The sequence below is a fragment of the Microterricola viridarii genome, from assembly GCF_900104895.1.
GTDB classification, from domain to species: Bacteria; Actinomycetota; Actinomycetes; order Actinomycetales; family Microbacteriaceae; genus Microterricola; species Microterricola viridarii.
The window spans coordinates 916,206-932,517 of record NZ_LT629742.1 but is presented as its reverse complement, the minus strand read 5'-3'; the positions used below and the strand labels follow the sequence as shown (position 1 = coordinate 932,517).

Genomic DNA, 16,312 nt, shown 5'->3' with positions numbered 1-16,312 from the left:
AACGGCTGTGTGCGCGTTGCAGGCGCGGAGAACCTGCGGTGCCGGGTGGCAACAGCGCTCAGAGGTCGGGCGTGGAGTTCTCGCTGCGCGTGAGCCGTTCGCCGCTGGCCGGGTCTACCTGGGTGTGCGTCGTGGCGACGCTGCGCCGACGGCGTGCGAGCAGGACGATGCCGATGATCACGATGACGGCGCCAGCTCCCATCAGGATGTAGCCGACCATGTCGATGTCGATCCAGTCGACGGTGAAGTTGAGCGCGTAGACCAAGATGGCCCCGATCGCGATCAGCGCGATCCCCAGTCCGATGCTCATCAGCCGTTCCTCCGCCCCGAGAGAGACCGAATCAACCAGGCGATGACCGCCACGATGAGCAGCACGATGCCCACCCAGAGGAGGAAGTTCAGCGACTGAACGAAACCTCCGGTGATCGCGAGCACGATCGCCACGACAATGATGATGACAAGCAGGATATTCACTCTGATACTCCTTTCGGAATGGCCGGAACTGCGGTGACCGCAGAACCTCTCGCGAGACGCTACCGAAGTCGCTTCGCTCCGCGCACACCCTTGTGGCGGCGGCAAAAACCGTGTATGGGCATCGGGGCCGCGCCCAGGAGGGCAAACGCGGCCGACAACAAAGAAGACCCCCTGCCTCTGCAGTTTTCACTGAGATTCAGGGGGTCTTTCTGGCGGTACCGGTGGGATTTGAACCCACGGTGGACTTTCACCCACACAACTTTTCGAGAGTTGTACCTTCGGCCGCTCGGACACGGTACCGAGGACAAGTTTAGTAGCCAGCGGCCCGCAGCGCGAATCGAGCACCCGAGCGCGTGTCGGACCCCGTGTCGGGCCCGGTGTCGGAGGGTCAAGCTACCCTCGGATCATGGCCAAATCCGTGAGTTCCTTCCGCTGCGTCGAGTGCGGCTGGACCAGCATCCGCTGGGTCGGCCGATGCGGCGAATGCCAGCAGTGGGGAACCGTGCTCGACACCGCAGACCAGGGCGCCTCGGCCCGGGCGCTGAAGCCGGTGCAGGTGTCCGACGCCCGTGCCGCCCGCCCCATCACCGCCGTCACGACCGAGTCGGTGCAACACTGGCCGAGCGGCATCAACGAGTTCGACCGCGTCCTCGGCGGCGGCATCGTTCCGGGTGCCGCGATCCTCTTGAGTGGCGAGCCCGGCGTCGGCAAGTCCACCCTGCTGCTGGAGGTGGCGGCGCGCGCGGCGGCCACCGGGCAGAAGGTTCTGTACGTCAGCGCCGAGGAGTCGGTGCAGCAGGTGCGCCTGCGCGCCGAGCGCACCAACGCCCTCGTGCCCACGCTGTTCCTCGCCGCCGAGACCGATCTGGCCACCATCCTCGGCCAGATCGACGCCGTCGGGCCGCAGCTGCTCATCGTCGACTCGGTGCAGACCGTCGCCAGCTCCAACTCCGACAGCCTGGCCGGCCAGCCCAGCCAGGTGCGCGAGGTCGCGTCGACCCTGATCCGGGTGGCGAAGGACCGGCACCTGCCCGTGCTGCTGGTCGGCCATGTCACCAAGGACGGCTCGATCGCCGGCCCCCGGCTGCTGGAGCACCTGGTCGACGTCGTCTGCCAGTTCGAGGGCGACCGCCAGACGGCGCTGCGCTTCGTGCGCGCCCTGAAGAACCGCTTCGGCCCGACCGACGAGGTCGGCTGCTTCGAGATGACCGGCGACGGCATCGCCGAGGTGCCCGACCCGAGCGGGCTCTTCCTCAGCCGCGGCGCCACTGGCGTCAGCGGCACCTGTGTCACCGTGGCGCTCGAGGGCCGGCGCGCCCTGCCGGTTGAGGTTCAGGCGCTGCTCGTCAAGTCCACCGGCCCGCAGCCGCGCCGCGTCGTCAACGGCGTCGACCCGTCCCGCGTCGCGATGATCCTGGCCGTGCTGGAGCGGCGCGCGAAGCTCTCCGGCGTCGGCCAGCTGGACGTCTACATCTCCACGGTCGGCGGGGTGCGCCTAACCGAGCCCGCCGCCGACCTCGCGATCGCCGTGGCCATCGCCTCCGCGATGCACGACCGGCCCGTGCCGCACGACATGGCCGCCTACGGTGAGATCAGCCTCGCCGGCGAGGTGCGACCGGTCAACGCCGGCAAGCACCGCGGGGCGGAGGCCAGGCGGCTGGGCTTCAACAAGATTCTGGATGCCGAGCTCGGCAGCGTTACCGCCGCGCTCGAGCGTCTGCGCCTGGCCGGGCCCGGCACGCCGGCCGAGCAGCGCGAGCGGCGCGTGGAGGCCCGGGAGCGCGAGCTGGACCGGGTCTTCTAGGCGCCCCGGCGTTCGTCACCCGTTCCGGCCTCCTCCGCGGCCGGTCCGCGCTACAGTTCGAGGGCGGCCAGCAGATCGGCGGGTGACGCCTGCATCGGGTGCGGCCCGGCGATGTCGAGGAAGACGGTGGTGATCTGCTCGCCGTAGCGGCCGAGGAACACCTTCAGCCACTCCGGCCCCTGCAGGCCGACCGCCGGCGGCAGGTTGGCCGGCTTGTTGCGCGCATCACTGAACAGCAGCAGCGCGATCTCGCCCGTGTTCGGGTCGCGGTACGTCCAGACCTCGCCGGACTCCAACGGCCGGTCGCGGTCGCCGGCTTTCATCAGCGGCACGACGGTGTTCCCGTTGCGCAGCGCCAGGGCGACGGCCGCCATGTCCTGGCGCTCCAGTGCCTCGGCCAGCGCCTGCGAGCGGAACTCCTCAGCGGTCGGGCCGCCCTTGCCCGCCTTCGCGGCCTTGGTCGCGGGGTGCCCGCCGACGCGCTTGGACTTCTTCTGAGCTCCGGATGCCATTGCTCCAGCCTACCGAGGCTCCACGGCTCCGGCCGGGCTGTTCGCTGCTGGCTGCTGGCTGCTGGCTGCTGGCTGCTGGCTGCTGGCTAGTTGAGGATGAACTGCTTCGAGGTCGTCGAGGTGTTCCCATCGAGGCTCACGACGAGGTGGTACGACGCGCCGCCGGCCGCAGCGGCCTCGCGCTCGTCCGAGTCGCAGGTGTCCGGCGCCGAGCGGGTGCGGTCCCACACGATCGGGGCGGAGGACTTGACGGGCACGCCGGGCTGCAGCTCGAACGGGATGTCGCTGGATTCCGTCTGGCAGTCGGTCGACGTCCAATAGACGTCCTCGCCGCTCTTGACGGTGAACACCTGGGCGGCCGTTCCGACATTGAGCGAGCAGGCGGTCGCGCCGGTGTTCGTCACGACGAGCGAGAGCGCGGGCTCCTGCTCGCCGGAGTAGTCGCTGGCGTCGGTGACGGCTTCCACGCTGACGCTGCCCGGTGCGCAGGCGCCGCCTGCAACAGCCGCCGCCGGGGTGCTGCCCGCGTCGGGCGTCGAGCTGGTGCCCGGGTCGGCGGTCGGTTTCTCGGCCTCCGCGCTGCGCCCGGGGCCGACGATGATCAGCACGACGATGACGATCACGGCGAGCAGGCCGAGCAACACAACGAGCCTGCGGCGCCAGTAAACCTTGTTCGGCTGTGGCCCGACGGGGTGCTTGATCGTCGACATGCCTTCAGGCTAGCCAGCCCACCCCGCTTTGCCCGGCATTTGGCCGGTGATTCCGCGCTTTGGCCCGCTGCGGCGCGGCAGCCCCACAGTGGGAGCTCAGACGCAGCTCAGCCGCAGCTCAGAGCCGTCTGAGCATGCGGGTGTTGCCGAGGGTGTTCGGCTTGACCCTGGCCAGGTCCAGGAACTCAGCGACGCCCTCGTCGGGCGAGCGCACGAGCTCGGCGTACACGTCGGGCGCCACGGTCTCCTCGCCCATGTCGGCGAAGCCGTGCCGTTCGAAGAACGGCACCTCGAAGGTGAGGCAGAAGACGCGGGAGAGGCCGAGCTCAGCGGCATCCTCGAGCAGCCGGTCGAGCAGGGCGTGCCCGACGCCGGTGCCGCGCCAGTCGTCGGACACGGCCAGCGTGCGCACCTCGGCGAGGTCCTCCCACATCACGTGCAGCGCGCCGCATCCGATGATCTCGCCGTCGGCGCTCTCGGCGACCCGGAACTCCTGCACCGCCTCGTAGAAGACCACGAGGTCCTTGCCGAGCAGGATGCGCTCCTGCACGAGCGGTTCGATCAGGGCCTGGATGCCGCGTACATCGCTCGTGCGCGCCCGGCGCACCGTGAATTCCTGGGCCACCCTGGCACCTTCCTGTTTGCGTGGATTCCAGCGTACTGCGGTGCCCCGGGGGTGCCGCGCACCAGCCCCCGCACGGCCGGGCAGGGCGCGGCGCCGGGCCGGGAACGCAGAAGGGCCCGGCAGCCGAAGCTGCCGGGCCCTTCAGATCGTTCGTGCTGGCTAGCCGGTGATCGCGATGTCGGGCGTGACCGAGCCGGTGCCGAGGGCGGCGTTGGCGTTCACGTTCGAGGTCGCGGCCAGCTCGCGCTGCGTGGTCGTGAAGACGAACTTGCCGTCCACGAAGTCCACGTGCACGTGGTCGCCGGCGTTGAGCGAGCCCTGCAGGATCTTCTCCGAGAGCAGGTCCTCCACCTCGTGCTGCACGGCACGACGCAGCGGCCGGGCGCCGAGAGCGGGGTCGAAGCCAACCTCGATGAGGCGCTCCTTCGCGGCCTGGGTGAGCTCCACCGTCATGTCACGGTCGAGCATCCGCTCGCTCAGGCGCTTGATGAACAGGTCGACGATCTGCAGCAGCTCGCTCTTGGAGAGCTGCGGGAAGACGATCGTCTCGTCGACACGGTTGAGGAACTCGGGCTTGAAGTGCTTCTTCAGCTCCTCAACGACCTTGCCCTTCATGATGTCGTAGCCCACGGCGCTGTCGCCCTCGAGCTGGAAGCCGACTGGCCCGCCGGAGATGCCCTTCGAACCGAGGTTCGTGGTCATGATGATGACGGTGTTCTTGAAGTCGACGACTCGGCCCTGGCCGTCGGTGAGACGACCCTCCTCGAGCACCTGCAACAGCGAGTTGAAGATGTCGGGGTGTGCCTTCTCGATCTCGTCGAACAGCACGACGGAGAACGGCTTGCGGCGCACCTTCTCGGTGAGCTGGCCGCCCTCTTCGAAGCCGACGAATCCGGGAGGGGCACCGAACAGACGAGAGACGGTGTGCTTCTCGCCGTACTCGCTCATGTCGAGCGAGATGATGGCGTCCTCATCGTCGAACAGGAACTCGGCGAGCGCCTTGGCCAGCTCCGTCTTGCCGACGCCGGTCGGGCCGGCGAAGATGAACGAGCCAGAGGGGCGCTTCGGGTCCTTGAGGCCGGCACGGGTGCGGCGGATCGTCTTGGACAGGGCCGAGATGGCCTCCTCCTGGCCGATGACGCGCTCGTGCAGTGCTTTCTCCATGAAGACGAGCCGCGAGGACTCCTCCTCGGTGAGCTTGAACACGGGGATGCCGGTGGCCTGTGCAAGCACCTCGGCGATCAGGCCCTCGTCGACCACCGCGGTGGTCTTGACATCGCCGGACTTCCACTGCTTCTCGAGGCGCAGACGCTCGCCGAGGAGGTTCTTCTCCTCGTCGCGCAGGCTGGCGGCCTTCTCGAAGTCCTGGTCCTCGATCGCGGCCTCCTTGGCGGAGCGCACGACGGCGATCTTCTCGTCGAACTCGCGCAGCTCGGGCGGGCTCGAGAGGATCGAGAGGCGCAGGCGGGCGCCGGCCTCGTCGATCAGGTCGATGGCCTTGTCCGGCAGGAAGCGGTCGGCGATGTAGCGGTCGGCCAGGTTGGCCGCGGCGACGATGGCACCGTCGGTGATGGACACCTTGTGGTGCGCCTCGTAGCGGTCGCGCAGGCCCTTGAGGATGTTGATGGTGTGCGGCAGCGACGGCTCCGCGACCTGGATCGACTGGAAGCGGCGCTCGAGCGCGGCATCCTTCTCGAAGTGCTTGCGGTACTCGTCGAGCGTGGTCGCGCCGATGGTCTGCAGCTCGCCGCGGGCGAGCAGCGGCTTCAGGATCGAGGCCGCGTCGATGGCGCCCTCTGCCGCACCGGCACCGACGAGGGTGTGGATCTCGTCGATGAAGATGATGATGTCGCCGCGGGTGCGGATCTCCTTGGTGACCTTCTTCAGGCGCTCCTCGAAGTCTCCGCGGTAGCGGCTGCCGGCGATGAGCGAGCCGAGGTCGAGCGAGTAGAGCTGCTTGTCCTTGAGGGTCTCGGGCACATCGCCCTTGACGATGGCCTGGGCGAGGCCCTCGACGACGGCGGTCTTGCCGACGCCGGGCTCACCGATCAGCACCGGGTTGTTCTTGGAGCGACGGGAGAGGATCTGCATGACCCGCTCGATCTCCTTCTCGCGCCCGATCACGGGGTCGAGCTTGCCGTCGCGGGCAGCCTGGGTCAGGTTGCGGCCGAACTGGTCGAGAATCTGCGAGCCGCCCTGGGGGGTCGCCTGCTCGTTCGCGCCGACGGCGACCTGCTCCTTGCCCTGGTAACCGGAGAGCAGCTGGATGACCTGCTGGCGCACGCGGTTGAGGTCGGCGCCCAGCTTCACGAGCACCTGGGCGGCGACGCCCTCGCCCTCGCGGATGAGGCCGAGCAGGATGTGCTCGGTGCCGATGTAGTTGTGGCCGAGCTGCAGCGCCTCGCGCAGCGAGAGCTCGAGCACCTTCTTGGCGCGCGGGGTGAACGGGATGTGGCCGGTCGGCTGCTGCTGACCCTGGCCGATAATGTCCTGCACCTGCTCGCGCACGGCGTCGAGCGAGATACCCAACGACTCGAGCGCCTTGGCTGCGACGCCCTCACCCTCGTGAATCAGACCGAGCAGGATGTGCTCGGTTCCGATGTAGTTGTGGTTGAGCATCTTGGCTTCTTCTTGGGCCAAGACGACGACACGGCGGGCTCTGTCGGTAAATCTCTCAAACATCTTCTACTCCTCGCAATGCCGTACCGGATACAGCACCGATACATAGAGAGTAACGAGCGCGCGGGGCTGTTATGCCAGTGTTCGCCCAGAGCATGACGATGTGACGGGCGGATGCCGGTAGCGCCCGCCGCGGATCTGACCCGCAACGGAAGCTTGTGGATGCCAGGGCACGGGCGCCCTCCCCTTGACAGCCGCCGGGGCCGCCCCTACCTTAACGATTATCGTTATTATCGACAATCGTTAGGGGACGCGATGAGCACTCACACAGCCGGCTTCCAGCTGCGCAGGTCGGAGCGCGGCTCGCTGCTGTTCTTCACCGTCGTCGCCGCGGCCTACGGCATCCTGGTCGCCGTCGGCAGCGCGGCCCGCATCGTCTCGGTGCTCAGCGCCCCGACCGTGGAGGCACAGATGAGCGCGGTGTTCGCTGTTCCCGCGAGCGCCGTCACGGGCGCCGCCACTCTCGTGTCCGGCAGCTTCGACAGCGCGCAGCTCGTGCTCGCCGACGTCTCGACGACCGCCCGTCTGCTGCTGGCCGGGTCGGCCCTGGCGCTCGGCCTCGCCCAGGTGCTCATCGCCGGCACGATCGTGTTCACCAGCGTCGGGCTGGTGCGCGGCCGCCCGTTCGGGCGCCGCATGACCTGGCTGCTGGCGACGGCATCCATCACCCTGATCGCCGGCGGCCTGCTCGGCTACGCGCTCGGCACTGCCGCCCAATTCACCATCGCCGCCGAGCTCAATCCCGACCCCGTCGGCAGCGTCTTCCCGTTCGCCGGCGGCTTCGATCTGACGATCGTGTTCGTGGGCGTCGTGCTCGGCGTCGTCGCGGCGGCCTTCGAGATCGGCGAGCGAATGCAGCGTGACACGGAAGGACTCATCTGATGCTCGCCTGGAACATCATCGTGCTCGGCTCCGTCGTCGTTCTCCTCGGCGTCGCCGTCGGGTACTGGCTGCTGCGCAGACGCGGAGACGACATCCCCCTCGATGAGCGGATGCCGGCCACCGCCCGCCCGGCCGTCCTCGTGCTCACCCGCTTCGGCGCGACCGCTGCCGCCGGCATCGCCGCCGTCACCGCGCTCGCCCTCGTCCTGCAGACGCTCACCGCGCAGGCGGTGAGCGTCACCATCCCGGTGCAGACCTTCTGGCCGGGCGTCTACCCCTGGGTGCAGATCCAGCAGGGCCCGACCGCCACGGTCACCGGGGGCGGCTTCTCGAGCGCGACCGTCGACATCGAGGGACTGGATGCCGGCACCCGCGTGCTCCTGGCCGGCGGCCACTTGCTGCAGGGCGCGACGGTTGCCGTGCTCGCCGCCGCGGTGGCCGTGCTCTGCCACCGGCTTCTCGCCAACGAGCCGTTCCGCCCGATCGTGGCCCGCAGCTTCATCGTGGGCGCCGTCGCGCTGATGGTGGGCGGCATCGGCTGGCAGATCTGTTTCGAGACCGCGGGCTATCAGGCCGCAGAGCAGGCGCTTTTGATCACCGCGTGGAGCTCCGAGCAGATCAGCGTCGCCGGCAGCACCCTCGGCCCCGACACGGGCATCGGCGGGGTCCCGTTCGGCACCTTCGATCCGCTGACGACCGGGCTGCCGCAGCCGACGATGGACGCGAGCATCGAGTTCTGGCCGATCTTCCTCGGCCTGGCCCTGCTGGCCGTCGCGGCGGCGTTCCGGCAGAGTGAGCGGATGCAGCGCGACACCGTGGGGCTGGTCTGATGGCCCCGGCAGACACCGGCGACGACGGCATCCGTTGCCGACTCGACGAGCTGCTCGCCGAGCGCGGCATGACCCTCACCCGGCTGAGCGAGCTGGTCGGCGTCAGCGTCGTAAACCTCAGCGTGCTGAAGAACGACCGGGCGCGGGCGATCCGCTTCTCGACCCTGCAGGCGATCTGCGACGCACTCGACTGCGAGGTCGGCGAGCTGCTCGTGCGCGCACAGCGCTGATCCGACCAGCGCTGATCCGACCGGCGCGCTCGGCGGCGGCCTAGTGGCTGGTGTCCTGGCCCGGGTTATACGACTTGATCGGCAGCTCGATGGTCTGGTCGAGCACCGTGATCTGCAGCGGCTTCGTGGTGGTGACGTCCTGCGGGGTCCAGAACTCGGTCGTGTGCGGCACCAGGTCCATGGTGCAGGGCTGGTCGGGCAGCGGCGGAACCTCGATGCTCACCGCGTTGCCCTCGTCGGCCTTCTTCACCACGTTGATGGTGCTGGCGATGTAGGGGCAGGTCGAGCTGCCGAAGAGAGTGATGGCGATCTTGTCGCCCTCCGAAACCCAGGCGGCGTGCGGCTCGCCGGTCACGTCGCCGCTCGGCTCAGTTCCCTCGGGGAAACCGGGGAAGTTGCCCGTCGGCGTGTTGCCGATCGGGGCACAGCCGGTGAGCAGCAAGGCGGACGCCGCAACCACGGTTGCGAGCACGAGACGACGGGTACGCAGGGTAGTAGCCATGCCGCCACTCTAGTGGCGGCGGCGCCGGCGTCACCAGCATCTTGCTGGGCGTGGCTAACGGCGCCCGGGCAGGGTCAGGCTGGTGCCGTCGAGCACGATCGTGACGTCGGAGCTCGTCGCCGTGTCGCTCGGAGTCGTGAAGACCGTGGTGTGCGGCACGAGGTCGCGCGTGCACGGCTTCGCCGGCAGCTCGGCCTGCGTCGCGGTGAACGCGTTCGACGAGGTCTGCGTCAGCGACTCAACGATCGGCGGGCAGGTCGAGCTGCCCCACAGAGTGATGCCGATCTGCGCGCCGTCCTGCAACCAGTACAGCTGCGGCTCGCCGCTCGGGTTCTGCGGCAGCCCGACCATGCCCTCTGGCAGGCCGGAGTAGTCCTCGACGGCGCTGAGCGAGCCGCCCGAACCGGCGCCCGGCGTGCTCGCACAGGCGCTGATTCCGACGACGACGGTGGCCGCGAGAAGCAGCGCGGCAACGGCACGAAAGCTCTTCATGCGGCCAGACTACCGGCTCGGCGCAGGCCTAGGCTGGAGCCATGAGCAACCTCGAACGCGACCCGGCCGAGCTCGTCTGCGAGTACATCGCGGCGGTGACGGATGCCGGGCCGCCACCGGTCGAGGTGTTGCTGCCGCGCGACGTGCCCCTCGGCGGGCCGCGCGCCATGCCGGTGCGGCGCACCCTGCCCCAGCGCGGGCGCACCACGATCGGCGCCTGGTGCTTCGCCGACCACTACGGCCCGGACGACGTCGCCGCCACCGGCGGGATGGTGGTGCCGCCGCATCCGCACACCGGCCTGCAGACGGCCAGCTGGCTGTTCAAGGGCGAGATCGAGCACCGCGACAGCGTCGGCAGCCACGCCATGGTGCGGCCGGGCGAGCTCAACCTGATGACGGCCGGGCGCGGCATCTCGCACTCGGAGGTGTCCACCCCGGGCACGACGGTGCTGCACGGCGTGCAGCTCTGGATCGTGCTGCCGGATGCCGCGCGCAGCGTGCAGCCATTCTTCGAGCGGCACGACGCCCGCCGCCTGCAGCGCGGCGACGCGACGGCGCAGGTGTTCGTGGGCGCCCTCGCTGACGAGCCCGCCCCGGCCGTCGGCCCCGACGCGGCGGCGCCCACCGTCTTCTCCGCCCTGCTCGGCGCGCAGCTCGACCTGCCGGCCGGCGGCACGCTGACGCTCGCGCTCGACCCGGGCTTCGAGCACGGCCTGCTGGTGGACGCCGGGCCGGTCACGCTCGACGACGACGCCGGCAACGGCGGCACGCTGCTGGCCCGGTCAGAGCTCGGCTACCTGGCCCCCGGCCGGGCATCCGTCACGCTGCGCGCCGGCGACTCCCCCGTGCGCCTCGTGCTGCTCGGCGGCGAGCCGTTCCCCGAGCAGATCGTGATGTGGTGGAACTTCATCGGGCGCAGCCACGACGAGGTCGTCGAGTACCGCCACGACTGGCAGCATGACGTGATCGCGGGCGCTGCCGCATCCGGCCGCTTCGGCACCGTCGCCGACTACCCCGGCCCGGCGCTGCCAGCCCCGGCGCTGCCGACCGTCCGCCTCAAGCCCCGCGGCTGACCCCGTCCCCGCCCCGTCCCTCGCTCCACACCCCTCGCTCCACCCCCCTCGCCGAGACTGCGCGACTTGTAGTTCAGGGCGCCCCGAAGGACAAGTCGCGCAGTCTCGACGCGGGGCGCGGGGTACGAGGAGCGGGCGGGGCGGGCGGGGCGGGGGCGAGGGGCTACTGGAGCGCCGAGGTGAGGCGGGCCAGCCCGTCGAGCACGGTGGAGCGGAGCGGCTGCTTCATCCACTCGTCCAGGGTGAGCTCCTTGCTCACGGAGCGGTAGTGGTCCTCGACGGCGCGCATGTCGCGCACGAAGCTCTCCCCGCGCACGAGCATCGAGACCTCCATGTTGAGGCCGAAGGAGCGCATGTCCATGTTGCTGGAGCCGATCACGGCCACGTCGTCGTCGATCGTGAAGTGCTTGGAGTGCAGGATGTACGGCGACTTGTACTGGTAGATGCGCACGCCGGCCCGCAGCAGGGCCTCGTAGTAGGAGCGCTGCGCATGCCAGACCAGGGCCTGGTCGCCGATCTCCGACACGAACAGGTCGACCGGGACGCCGCGCTCGACCGCCGTGGTGATGGCGTAGAGCATCGACTCGTCCGGCACGAAGTACGGGCTGGTGATGACGATGCGGTGCTGCGCGCCGTAGAGCAGCGCGAGGAACAGGCGCAGGTTGTTCTCGCCCTCGAAGCCGGGCCCGCTCGGCACCACCTGGCACTCCAGCAGGGCGGGGTCGTCGATCGACTCGAGCACCCGCGCCTCGTTCTCGAGCAGCTCCTCCGACTCGATGTACCAGTCGGTGATGAAGATGAGGTTGAGGGCATCGACGACGGGCCCCTCGACGCGGGTGACCAGCTCCTGCCACTTGAGGCCGCGCTTGATGTTGGTGCGCTTGTTGTAGCTGCGGTCGATCAGGTTGAGCGATCCCATGAACGCGGACTTGCCGTCGACGACGAGGATCTTGCGGTGGTTGCGCAGGTCCGGGCGCTGGAAGTGGCCGCGGAACGGCTGCACGGGCAGCATCTGATGCCACGTCGCGCCCATCTCGGTGAGGCGGCGCACCGTGTGCTTGAAGCCCTTGCTCCGCCAGGACGCCCAGTGGTCGAACAAGACGCGCACGGTCACGCCGCGCGCGACGGCCCGCTCGAGTGCGTCGAAGAAGACAGCCGTGGTCTGGTCGCAGGAGAGGATGTAGAACTCGACGTGCACGTACTTCGTGGCGCGGTCGACCTCGTCGGCCATCGCCTGGATCGTGCCGTCGTAGTCCTCGAGCAGCGTCGCAGAGTTGCCGTCGACCATCGGCATCGAGGTGAGGTTGCGGTTCAGCTGGGCCACCGAGGCGAACCACTCCGGCCACTCCTCGTTGTGCGGCCGGCCGCCCGGCACATCGGAGTTGGCGCGGATGAACGCGTCCATCCGGCGTTGCTTGGCCATTCGCTTGCGCGGCAGCTTGGGGTTGCCGATCAGCAGGAACAGCAGGATCCCGATGTACGGGATGAAGAAGACCGCGAGCAGCCAGGCCATGCCGGCCGTTGGACGGCGGTTGCGCGGGATGATGATGATCGCCGCAACGCGGACCGCGAGGTCCACGAACAGCAGAAGGAAGATGATGACGAGCGACGTGTCCGATGGATCCGTGAAGTCAATCAGCATGGAGCTCAGTGAGCCGGCTTGTCGAGGCCCAGCCGGGCGCGCTCTTCGGCCTCGATGCGGGCGTACACCTTACGCTCGGTGCGGTCCATGCGGATGATCGAGCGCATGACGAGCCAGAAGATGGCTCCGACGAGCAGCGTCGGCACCAGCGAGAAGACCGCGTTCACCCAAAAGTTATCCATAGCCACTCCAGAATACGTTGCTTTCGGCGCCGCCGTGGGCGCACGCGCTGATTGCGGGGCGGATGCCGGCTGCACCGGCATCCGCACCCTCACATCAGGATCCGCCGGTGACGATTCCCCAGATGCCGCTGCCCAGCATGTACACGCCGATGCCGCCGGCGATGATCCAGAAGGCGAGCCGGTTGTTCGAGATCCGCTTGGGGTCCTTCGGCGGGTCCGTCTCGCTCTTCGGCAGGAACTCGTTGCTCATGGCGTGCCCTCGTTCTACTTGACCAGCGGGAACAGGATGGTTTCGCGGATGCCGAGGCCGGTGAGGGCCATCAGCAGGCGGTCGATGCCCATGCCCATGCCGCCGGTCGGCGGCATGCCGAACTCGAGGGCGCGCAGGAACTCTTCGTCCAGGCGCATCGCCTCGGGGTCGCCGCCGGCGGCCAGCGTCGCCTGCTCGACGAAGCGCTCGCGCTGGATGACGGGGTCGACGAGCTCGGAGTAGCCGGTGGCCAGCTCGAAGCCGCGGATGTAGAGGTCCCACTTCTCGACGACGCCCGGGATGGAGCGGTGGCCGCGCACGAGGGGGCTGGTGTCGACGGGGAAGTCCATCACGAAGGTGGGCCGCACGAGGTCGCCCTTGACGAAGTGCTCCCAGAGCTCTTCGACGTACTTGCCGTGGATCGGGTGGTCGATCTCGATGCCCTCGCGCTCGGCCAGGGCCTTGAGCTCGGCGATCGGGGTCTCCGGCGTGAAGCTGGTGCCGGCGGCGGCGTTCAGGCTGTCGTACATCGAGATGCGGTCCCACTGGCCGCCGAGGTCGAACTCGGTGCCGTCGGCCCAGGTCACGACGTGGCCGCCGGCGATGGAGGTGGCGGCGTCCTGGATCAGCTTCTGGGTGAGGTCGGCGATCGAGTTGTAGTCGCCGTAGCCCTGGTAGGCCTCCAGCATGGCGAACTCGGGGCTGTGCGTGGAGTCGGCGCCCTCGTTGCGGAAGTTGCGGTTGATCTCGAAGACGTGGTCGATGCCGCCGACGACGGCGCGCTTGAGGTAAAGCTCAGGCGCGATGCGCAGGAACAGCTCGGTGTCGAAGGCGTTGGAGTGGGTGACGAAGGGGCGGGCGGAGGCGCCGCCGTGCATGACCTGCAGCATCGGCGTCTCGACCTCGATGAAGCCGAGCTCGTCGAAGGTGCGGCGGAGGCTGGCGACAGCCTTGGCGCGGGCGATGACGTTGGTGCGGGCCTGTTCGCGCGCGATGAGGTCGAGGTAGCGGCTGCGCACCCGGTTCTCCTCGCTCAGCTCGTTGTGCAGGTTCGGCATCGGCAGCAGCGTCTTGGACGCGATCTGCCAGCTGTCGGCCATGATCGACAGCTCGCCGCGGCGGCTGGCGATGACCTCGCCGTGCACGAAGACGTGGTCGCCGAGGTCGACGAGGTCCTTCCACTCGGCCAGGCTCTCCTCGCCGACCTCGGCGAGGCTGACCATGGCCTGAATGCGGCTGCCGTCGCCGGCCTGCAGCGTGGCGAAGCAGAGCTTGCCGGTGTTGCGCAGGTACATGACGCGGCCGGCCACGCCGACGATCTCGCCGGTGGCGGTGTCCGGCTCAAGCTCGCCGAAGCGGGCGCGCAGCTCGGGGATCGTCGTGCTGACGGGAACACTCACCGGGTAGGCACCGCCACCGAGGTCGGCCGCGGCTGCGATGAGCCGCTCGCGCTTGGCCAATCGCACGGCCTTCTGCTCAGAGACGTCTGCTGCAATCTCTTCGGCTGTGGGCTCGGGCGAGGTGGGGGCGTCGGCCATGTCTACTCCGTGAACTGGGGCTGGATGCGGGGTATCAAGACGTATACACACGCACCTTCAAGAGTACCGGCAGTGGACTGGGCATCTGCCCGGCTAATTCGGCGGTGCACTTCGGCGCCGCCGCTGCCGTCCCGCACCCGGGCTGCCGCCCTCCCCGCTGGCTGGAGAGAGTGCCAGCGACCGAAGCCCTGAGCGCGTGCTCGATCGGGTTGGACGGGTTTCGTTGTGGCCGCGGCGTCTACTCGACCAGGACGGGCTCACGTTTGCGCTGCTGTTCGAGGAGGTCGGCGAGTTGGGTGCGGGATCTGGTGGATCTTCGCCACGGGGTGTCTGCCTCGCTGCGGCCGTTCCGCAGCCAGGGCGGCGGCTTCACGTGCGGGACGCCGTCGATCATCAGTATCCGCCAGCCGCTCGTCTCGATGGTGCGGTGGTGGAACCAGCAGAGGAGGACTCCGTTGCAGGTCTCGGTCTCGCCGCCGTCGCGGTAGGCGATGACGTGGTGGATCTCGCTCCAGGCGGCCGGGATGCTGCAGCCGGGGATGATGCAGCCGCCGTCGCGGAGGCTGATCGCCCGCCGCTGGGCGGCGTTGAACACCCGGTCGGACGTGCTCAGGCTGACCAGGCGCCCGTCGTCGCCGATCACCACGTGCTGCTGCCCGCCTGCGCAGATGAACTGCTCGACTGCCTGCAGGGAGATTGGGGTCTCGCAGCCCTCGATGAACCCGGCGCCGCTGCCGGCGGCCAGGTCGGCCTGCCGCACCGAGACCAGCACCGTCGGCGCGGCGCCGCCCATCGTCGGGGCGTCCGCGCTGCGGGCGGCCCCGTCGATCAGGCTGGCGAAGACGTCGTGCCGGGCCTGCGCGGTCGCCCGCGGGTCCTTCGGCTGGTCGGGGTCAGCGAAGGTGGGCTTCGAGCGCGGGCTCAGGTAGGCGTTCAGCAGGGTCTCGAACTTCGCGTCGACCTCGGGCAGCAGCGCCATCTTCCGGTGCACGAGGCCGTCGCGGGTGAGGCCTCCGCTGATGCCGCGGGCGGCCATGGCGCGCTCCTCGGCCGGGACGGTGCCGTCCTCGTCCAGCACGCTCTCCCAGACGCGGGCCTGGCCGCGCACCTCGTCGGCGGCGAACGGCAGCGCGGACTCGACGGTGGGCCCGGTGGCGGCGGCGACGAGCGCGGTCTCGGCGAGTTCGACGTTGAGGTCGCCGACCCGGCCGCGGATCGGGTCGAGCGTGTCGATGATGGCCAGAGCACTGTCGTAGCCGAGCGCGCCGGACCGGAGCGCTGCGGCAGCTTCGGGGAACGCGGCCGGGAGGGTGTCGCCGGTCAGGGCGGTGCGCGGCCTCGTGGCCGCGCCGAGTCGCATCCGCTGGGTGAGAGTGCGCTCGGAGGCCAGCGTGGTCCGGGCGAGGAGCTCGACGGCGTTGCGGCAACCCTTTTTGGCCGACAGGCGGTCCTCGCCGAGCTCGCGGCGGGAGCGGAACGCGACCTCGCCAGCCGCCCGGATGCGAAGCGCATCAGCGAGCCGGCCGACGGCCTCGGCCGTCGCGGTGAGCTCGAGCAGGGCATCGTCGCGCAGCATCCGCTCGTCGGAATCGGCGAGTGCGCGGGCCAGGAGGGACTGTGCCTCTGCCAGCTGCCCCGCCGCGTATTCCATGCTCCTATTCTACGGCGGAATGCAAGCAATTCCCGAGAAAAATGCCTGATGTGGATAACTTTCCGCGGAATGTCGGTGGGGTGCGGTAGCGTCGGAAGTGGCGCCGCGTTCGGGCTGGAAACCGGGCTTCGGTCGCTCGTTCCTCGCTCCCTCAGCCGACGTGGAGAGAGAAGCTCGGCCGACGTGGGGAAAGAAGTTCAGCCGACGTGGAGACAGAAGCTCGGCCGACGTGGAGA

At 69.3% G+C, this 16,312-nt stretch carries 18 protein-coding genes and 1 tRNA gene; 5 read left to right on the top strand and 14 right to left on the bottom strand.

Annotated elements, in window-relative coordinates; translation table 11 throughout:
- Positions 1-58: 58 nt before the first annotated feature.
- The 3 genes from BLT62_RS04275 to BLT62_RS04270 form a co-directional block, all read right to left on the bottom strand.
- Positions 59-310, bottom strand: coding sequence for a DUF6458 family protein (locus BLT62_RS04275; protein ID WP_083362953.1), 252 nt, complete (start codon positions 308-310; stop codon positions 59-61).
- Positions 310-474 (bottom strand): hypothetical protein, encoded by a 165-nt coding sequence (locus BLT62_RS17845; protein WP_172829632.1) that lies wholly within the window; start codon positions 472-474, stop codon positions 310-312. The genes BLT62_RS04275 and BLT62_RS17845 overlap by 1 nt, the downstream gene beginning before the upstream one ends.
- A 210-nt stretch (positions 475-684) precedes the next feature.
- A tRNA-Ser gene (locus tag BLT62_RS04270) sits at positions 685-774 on the bottom strand.
- 106 nt (positions 775-880) lie between these two features.
- Here BLT62_RS04270 and radA point away from each other — a divergent pair.
- Positions 881-2,278, top strand: a complete 1,398-nt coding sequence (radA, locus tag BLT62_RS04265; protein ID WP_083362952.1) for a DNA repair protein RadA — start codon at positions 881-883, stop codon at positions 2,276-2,278.
- Positions 2,279-2,328: 50 nt separating this feature from the next.
- On the opposite strand, the gene BLT62_RS04260 is transcribed toward radA, so the two are convergent.
- From BLT62_RS04260 to BLT62_RS04245, 4 genes are all read right to left on the bottom strand, one after another.
- Complete coding sequence (locus BLT62_RS04260) at positions 2,329-2,790, bottom strand: dehydrogenase (protein WP_231919337.1); 462 nt, start codon at positions 2,788-2,790, stop codon at positions 2,329-2,331.
- An 86-nt stretch (positions 2,791-2,876) separates the two neighbouring features.
- Positions 2,877-3,500, bottom strand: coding sequence for a hypothetical protein (locus BLT62_RS04255; protein ID WP_083362951.1), 624 nt, complete (start codon positions 3,498-3,500; stop codon positions 2,877-2,879).
- Between the two features lie 118 nt (positions 3,501-3,618).
- A complete protein-coding gene (locus BLT62_RS04250) occupies positions 3,619-4,125 on the bottom strand; it encodes an amino-acid N-acetyltransferase (protein ID WP_083362950.1) in 507 nt (168 codons plus the stop codon).
- A gap of 159 nt (positions 4,126-4,284) precedes the next feature.
- On the bottom strand, positions 4,285-6,807 hold the full coding sequence (locus BLT62_RS04245; protein ID WP_083362949.1) for an ATP-dependent Clp protease ATP-binding subunit: 2,523 nt from the start codon (positions 6,805-6,807) through the stop codon (positions 4,285-4,287).
- Between the two features lie 252 nt (positions 6,808-7,059).
- Between BLT62_RS04245 and BLT62_RS04240 the strand changes: the two genes are divergently transcribed.
- From BLT62_RS04240 to BLT62_RS04230, 3 genes are read left to right on the top strand one after another with little or no spacing between them, the layout of a single operon-like run.
- Complete coding sequence (locus BLT62_RS04240) at positions 7,060-7,686, top strand: hypothetical protein (RefSeq protein ID WP_083362948.1); 627 nt, start codon at positions 7,060-7,062, stop codon at positions 7,684-7,686.
- A complete protein-coding gene (locus BLT62_RS04235) occupies positions 7,686-8,516 on the top strand; it encodes a hypothetical protein (RefSeq protein WP_083362947.1) in 831 nt (276 codons plus the stop codon). The genes BLT62_RS04240 and BLT62_RS04235 overlap by 1 nt, the downstream gene beginning before the upstream one ends.
- Positions 8,516-8,746, top strand: a complete 231-nt coding sequence (locus tag BLT62_RS04230) for a helix-turn-helix domain-containing protein (RefSeq protein ID WP_083362946.1) — start codon at positions 8,516-8,518, stop codon at positions 8,744-8,746. The genes BLT62_RS04235 and BLT62_RS04230 overlap by 1 nt, the downstream gene beginning before the upstream one ends.
- Positions 8,747-8,786: 40 nt before the next feature.
- On the opposite strand, the gene BLT62_RS04225 is transcribed toward BLT62_RS04230, so the two are convergent.
- Positions 8,787-9,248, bottom strand: a complete 462-nt coding sequence (locus BLT62_RS04225; protein WP_156786237.1) for a hypothetical protein — start codon at positions 9,246-9,248, stop codon at positions 8,787-8,789.
- 54 nt (positions 9,249-9,302) lie between these two features.
- Positions 9,303-9,740, bottom strand: coding sequence for a hypothetical protein (locus BLT62_RS04220; protein ID WP_083362944.1), 438 nt, complete (start codon positions 9,738-9,740; stop codon positions 9,303-9,305).
- Positions 9,741-9,781: 41 nt separating this feature from the next.
- Here BLT62_RS04220 and BLT62_RS04215 point away from each other — a divergent pair, with 41 nt between their 5' ends.
- A complete protein-coding gene (locus BLT62_RS04215; RefSeq protein WP_083362943.1) occupies positions 9,782-10,813 on the top strand; it encodes a pirin family protein in 1,032 nt (343 codons plus the stop codon).
- Positions 10,814-10,976: 163 nt separating this feature from the next.
- Here the strand turns inward: BLT62_RS04215 and cls are convergent, their stop codons facing one another.
- The 5 genes from cls to BLT62_RS04200 form a co-directional block, all read right to left on the bottom strand.
- On the bottom strand, positions 10,977-12,455 hold the full coding sequence (gene cls, locus BLT62_RS04210; RefSeq protein ID WP_083362942.1) for a cardiolipin synthase: 1,479 nt from the start codon (positions 12,453-12,455) through the stop codon (positions 10,977-10,979).
- Positions 12,456-12,460: 5 nt separating this feature from the next.
- Entirely contained in the window at positions 12,461-12,637 is a 177-nt protein-coding gene (locus tag BLT62_RS17840) for a hypothetical protein (RefSeq protein ID WP_172829631.1), read from the bottom strand.
- A gap of 94 nt (positions 12,638-12,731) precedes the next feature.
- Positions 12,732-12,887 (bottom strand): hypothetical protein, encoded by a 156-nt coding sequence (locus BLT62_RS17590; RefSeq protein WP_156786236.1) that lies wholly within the window; start codon positions 12,885-12,887, stop codon positions 12,732-12,734.
- A gap of 14 nt (positions 12,888-12,901) precedes the next feature.
- Entirely contained in the window at positions 12,902-14,425 is a 1,524-nt protein-coding gene (gene lysS / locus BLT62_RS04205) for a lysine--tRNA ligase (RefSeq protein ID WP_083362941.1), read from the bottom strand.
- 238 nt (positions 14,426-14,663) lie between these two features.
- A complete protein-coding gene (locus tag BLT62_RS04200) occupies positions 14,664-16,076 on the bottom strand; it encodes an HNH endonuclease signature motif containing protein (RefSeq protein ID WP_083362940.1) in 1,413 nt (470 codons plus the stop codon).
- Positions 16,077-16,312: the final 236 nt, after the last annotated feature.

Excerpts from the sequence above, each read along its gene's own strand:
- BLT62_RS04275 (WP_083362953.1), bottom strand. The coding sequence starts at position 310 with ATGAGCATCGGACTGGGGATCGCGCTGATCGCGATCGGGGCCATCTTG.
- BLT62_RS04220 (WP_083362944.1), bottom strand. The coding sequence starts at position 9,740 with ATGAAGAGCTTTCGTGCCGTTGCCGCGCTGCTTCTCGCGGCCACCGTC.
- BLT62_RS17840 (WP_172829631.1), bottom strand. The coding sequence starts at position 12,637 with ATGGATAACTTTTGGGTGAACGCGGTCTTCTCGCTGGTGCCGACGCTG.
- BLT62_RS17590 (WP_156786236.1), bottom strand. The coding sequence starts at position 12,887 with ATGAGCAACGAGTTCCTGCCGAAGAGCGAGACGGACCCGCCGAAGGAC.
- BLT62_RS04200 (WP_083362940.1), bottom strand. The coding sequence starts at position 16,076 with ATGGAATACGCGGCGGGGCAGCTGGCAGAGGCACAGTCCCTCCTGGCC.
- BLT62_RS04260 (WP_231919337.1), bottom strand. The coding sequence starts at position 2,790 with ATGGCATCCGGAGCTCAGAAGAAGTCCAAGCGCGTCGGCGGGCACCCC.
- BLT62_RS04215 (WP_083362943.1), top strand. The coding sequence starts at position 9,782 with ATGAGCAACCTCGAACGCGACCCGGCCGAGCTCGTCTGCGAGTACATC.
- radA (WP_083362952.1), top strand. The coding sequence starts at position 881 with ATGGCCAAATCCGTGAGTTCCTTCCGCTGCGTCGAGTGCGGCTGGACC.
- BLT62_RS04245 (WP_083362949.1), bottom strand. The coding sequence starts at position 6,807 with ATGTTTGAGAGATTTACCGACAGAGCCCGCCGTGTCGTCGTCTTGGCC.
- BLT62_RS04230 (WP_083362946.1), top strand. The coding sequence starts at position 8,516 with ATGGCCCCGGCAGACACCGGCGACGACGGCATCCGTTGCCGACTCGAC.
- cls (WP_083362942.1), bottom strand. The coding sequence starts at position 12,455 with ATGCTGATTGACTTCACGGATCCATCGGACACGTCGCTCGTCATCATC.
- BLT62_RS04225 (WP_156786237.1), bottom strand. The coding sequence starts at position 9,248 with ATGGCTACTACCCTGCGTACCCGTCGTCTCGTGCTCGCAACCGTGGTT.
- BLT62_RS04255 (WP_083362951.1), bottom strand. The coding sequence starts at position 3,500 with ATGTCGACGATCAAGCACCCCGTCGGGCCACAGCCGAACAAGGTTTAC.
- lysS (WP_083362941.1), bottom strand. The coding sequence starts at position 14,425 with ATGGCCGACGCCCCCACCTCGCCCGAGCCCACAGCCGAAGAGATTGCA.
- BLT62_RS04235 (WP_083362947.1), top strand. The coding sequence starts at position 7,686 with ATGCTCGCCTGGAACATCATCGTGCTCGGCTCCGTCGTCGTTCTCCTC.
- BLT62_RS04240 (WP_083362948.1), top strand. The coding sequence starts at position 7,060 with ATGAGCACTCACACAGCCGGCTTCCAGCTGCGCAGGTCGGAGCGCGGC.